We start from the raw sequence: 3,564 nt of genomic DNA, 5'->3' as shown, positions 1-3,564 counted from the left end.
ATCCCAAGCGCTTCTTCCGCCCGGACGCCGAACCCTTCCGGCTGACCACGCTGGACCAGCGCGAGGAGCTGTTCGCCGCTGCCGGTGCCGATGCGATGCTGGTGTTCTCTTTCGATGCCAGCATCGCGAGCATGACGGCGGACCGTTGGATGCAAGAGATGATCCACGATCAGCTCGGCGTTGCCGGGATCTGTACCGGAGAAAACTTCGTGTTCGGCAAGGACCGAACAGGCACAGCCGCATCGTTGCATCACCTTGGTAAGGCGCTGGGCATCCAGACCCGTGCCGCGCCTGGTGTGTCGGACGCGGAAGGGCCCATATCCTCCAGCAGGATCCGCGCGGCGCTGGCGGCCGGGGATTGCGAAACGGCCACGCGCCTGATGACCCGGCCCTTCGCGATTCGCGGGACGGTACAGCATGGGGACAAGGTAGGCCGCACGATCGGGTACCCCACCGCGAACCTGGACTTGGGCACCTATCTTCGGCCGCGCTATGGCATCTATGCGGTCACGGGTCGGCTGCCGGATGGTCGCACGCTGCAAGGCGCGGCAAATATCGGCGTGCGGCCGACGTTCCAGCCTCCCAAGGAGCTACTCGAACCCCACTTTTTCGACTTTTCCGGTGATCTTTACGGACAGGAAATCGAGGTGGCGTTCCACCACTTCCTCCGTCCCGAAGCCAAATTCGACAATCTGGACGCATTGATGGCTCAAATGGATCAAGACTGTAGGGAAGCGCGCCGGCTCCTGGCCGTTCATCCCGCCTGACCGCTGCATTTCGCGGTTCCATGAAACAAAACCGCCGCCAGCGTAGTACGCGGCGGCGGTTCGGTTTGCGTCACCGCACGCGCGGTGACGCAGGATCGTCAGATCAGAAGCGGTAACCGACCATCGCCGCAACCTGGTGACGGTCAGGCTTCAGGCCGAAACCTTTCGGGTTGCCATAGTCCGAGAAGCGATACTCGACGCGCGCCAGGAAGCCCGAGATGTTGGTCTCGATGCCAGCGCCCAGACGGTAGCCATCCAGGTTCGTGCTGTCACGAAGCACGTCAACGCCGTCATCGTAGCTCACCTTGACGCGCGCGTTGGTGTAACCGCCCTTGGCGTAAAGCAGAACCCCGGGGGTGATTTCACCACCGAGACGAACGCCGGCGTACAGGTCACGGCCTGGCTTTACGGTCGCGCGGTCACCAGCAACAAAAAGGTCATTCACGCCCTCCTTGGTCGTGGAGCCGGTCGCTTCGCCTTCGAGGCCCAGGACAAGACCGTTGATGTTCTTGTCGAAGCCCACAACGCCACCGTAAAGGAAGCCATCGTCGCTCCCTGCGCCGACCGGGGTGTCGACACGGATCTTGTCGTAACCACCCAGCACGGCGACATAGGGGCCGTCAAAGGGGATGCTGGCGTCCTGAGCCATGGCGGGCGCTGCGGCGATAGCGGTTAGCGCAAGCGCAGAAGCGGCGATAATCTTCTTCATATCATAGTTCCTGTATTCAAATATGCCAGAGGCGGTGCTCATCTACCGCACTTGCTCACAATGATAAGATTCAAATTGTGCAAACGCATATTGAACTAGAAACTTGTGATAAGAATGTATCACTTGAAAATCGCGTGACGACTACCAAACCGCCGGATTTGTCATGAATCCATGAGGCCACAGTGGCTGAACTTTCGCCCTTATTACTTTTTCTTTGTGATGAGGAACTTTTTGATTGTGGCAGCAGTGCCGCATCGCCGGGCTGTACTCAATTGGGAGCGCTGGAACCACACGGTTGTCCATAGTGGTGCACCCGACAGGATTCGAACCTGTGACCTCTGCCTTCGGAGGGCAGCGCTCTATCCAGCTGAGCTACGGGTGCAGTGGAAGCCGGTTAGCAGAGCGGGCATCGCCATACCAGCCTGATTTGCGACTTCGTGAAGGGGTTGCTAGTTCCCTCTATGTTCTTATGGTGGGGTGATGGCTTTGATTTCCGATCATGATTCTTTTGCTGCGGTTGCTCCGTCTCAGGCGGCGGATGTGCTGCGTGGGATCAGGCGGCTGTTCGCGCGAAACGATATCTGGTGCCTTCCGGAGATGCCGCTGCGCTGCGGTCGGCGCGCTGATCTGATGGGCGTTGATGCCAAGGGCGACATTGTCATCGTTGAAATCAAAGTCAGCCGAGCGGACTTGCTCGGCGATGCCAAGTGGCCGGATTATCTGGATTACTGCGACAGGTTCTATTGGGGCCTGGCCCCTCATCTGGATCGCAATTGTCTTTCATCCGAAGCATTCATGCCGGATTGCTGCGGCGTGATTGTCGCGGATGGCTACGATGCCGAAATTCTGCGGCCAGCGCCTACCCGCAAGCTGGCGGCCGCGCGCCGCAAGGTGGAGACCGAAAGGCTGGCGCGAGCCGCGCTGCGCCGCCTTGTAACCGGGGCGGACCCCGACACTATCCAATGGGGAAAGGGCGAACTGTAACCCGTCACAGTTGCTGCAGGCATGACGCGATGTGGGTTGGTGCAACCAGCGGCTCTTATGGCTCTCGGACCGACCCCATATTGCAGTCGGGTCCATGGTGGGGCGCCTGTAGAGGCGCATGGGTATAGCACCTATCAAAACCACGAAAGCCCTTTGCGGGTATCCATCTGGATTGGAGCCTTTGCCCAGCCGAGCCTGCCGCTCCTGTGCGGTGCCATTCTGAGGTTTACAAATGCAAACGCCCCGCCATCGATCGATGGCGGGGCGCTCGTGTCAGCAAGTACTGGCCTTAGGCTTTGTGCTTCTTCTTGTCGTACCAGATGTTCTTGTACGACATGTAGCCAAGGATCGTGGCAAAGAGCAGGAAGCCCAACACCGGCCAACCCGTCTGCTTGCGCTTCTCAAGCTTCGGCTCGGCGGTCCAGACGAGGAACGCGGATACGTCCTTCGCCATCTGATCTACCGTGGCCTTTGTACCATCACCGTAGGAAACCTGACCTTCCGAGGTCAGCGGCGGCGTCATCGCCAGGTTCAGGTTGGCGAAGTACGGGTTGTAGTGCAGGCCGTTGGGGGTCTTCGCTTCCGGGAATTCCTTCAGCAGCGCCGCCGGCTGTGCCTGATAACCGGTCAAGAGCGAGTAGACATAGGCAGGGCCATCATGACGCGCCTTGGTCATCAGCGAAAGATCCGGCGGGACCGCATTGTTGTTGGCGGCGCGGGCGGCGATGTCGTTGGCGAACGGCTTGGGGAAATAGTCCGTCGGCATGCCGGGGCGCATGGCATCCTCACCCGTGTTGGGATCGGTGCCGGGAACCTGGAAGCCCTTGGCGATCGCCTTCACTTCGGGGTCCGAGTAGCCAAGCTGCGCCAGATCACGGAAGGCGACGTGGCTGAGCGAGTGACAGGCCGAGCAGACTTCCTTGTACACCTGGAAACCGCGCTGCAGCTGCTGGCGGTCGAACTTGCCGAACGCGCCATCGCTGGCGAAGTGCACTTCCTTGGGGTGCCGGTGGAATTCATGCTCGGCAGTGACCGGCGGCGGTTCGGTGATCTGCTGGTAGGCGCCGTTGCCGAACGACCAGGCCAGCGCGACCGTGAAGAACA

General features: G+C 60.2%; 4 protein-coding genes and 1 tRNA gene. 2 read left to right on the top strand and 3 right to left on the bottom strand.

The genetic code is table 11. The features are described 5' to 3' along the window. Positions 1-767, top strand: a 767-nt coding sequence (gene ribF, locus ACHWRX_RS07480; RefSeq protein ID WP_394658717.1) for a riboflavin biosynthesis protein RibF, incomplete at its 5' end; no start/stop codon positions are given. Positions 768-870: 103 nt separating this feature from the next. On the opposite strand, the gene ACHWRX_RS07475 is transcribed toward ribF, so the two are convergent. Beyond that, on the bottom strand, positions 871-1,476 hold the full coding sequence (locus ACHWRX_RS07475; protein ID WP_394658716.1) for an outer membrane protein: 606 nt from the start codon (positions 1,474-1,476) through the stop codon (positions 871-873). 305 nt (positions 1,477-1,781) lie between these two features. Next, positions 1,782-1,858: transfer RNA gene (locus ACHWRX_RS07470), tRNA-Arg, on the bottom strand. Between the two features lie 98 nt (positions 1,859-1,956). Here ACHWRX_RS07470 and ACHWRX_RS07465 point away from each other — a divergent pair. Then, entirely contained in the window at positions 1,957-2,460 is a 504-nt protein-coding gene (locus ACHWRX_RS07465; protein WP_394658715.1) for an MmcB family DNA repair protein, read from the top strand. A gap of 289 nt (positions 2,461-2,749) precedes the next feature. Here ACHWRX_RS07465 and ACHWRX_RS07460 read toward each other — a convergent pair. Further along, positions 2,750-3,564: cytochrome c1 (locus tag ACHWRX_RS07460; protein WP_394658714.1), on the bottom strand; the 815-nt coding region annotated here is incomplete at its 5' end.

It is taken from the genome of uncultured Novosphingobium sp., assembly GCF_964277725.1.
GTDB lineage: Bacteria > Pseudomonadota > Alphaproteobacteria > Sphingomonadales > Sphingomonadaceae > Novosphingobium > Novosphingobium fluoreni.
The sequence above is the reverse complement of the archived record's forward strand: the minus strand, read 5'-3'. Positions and strand labels throughout refer to the sequence as shown.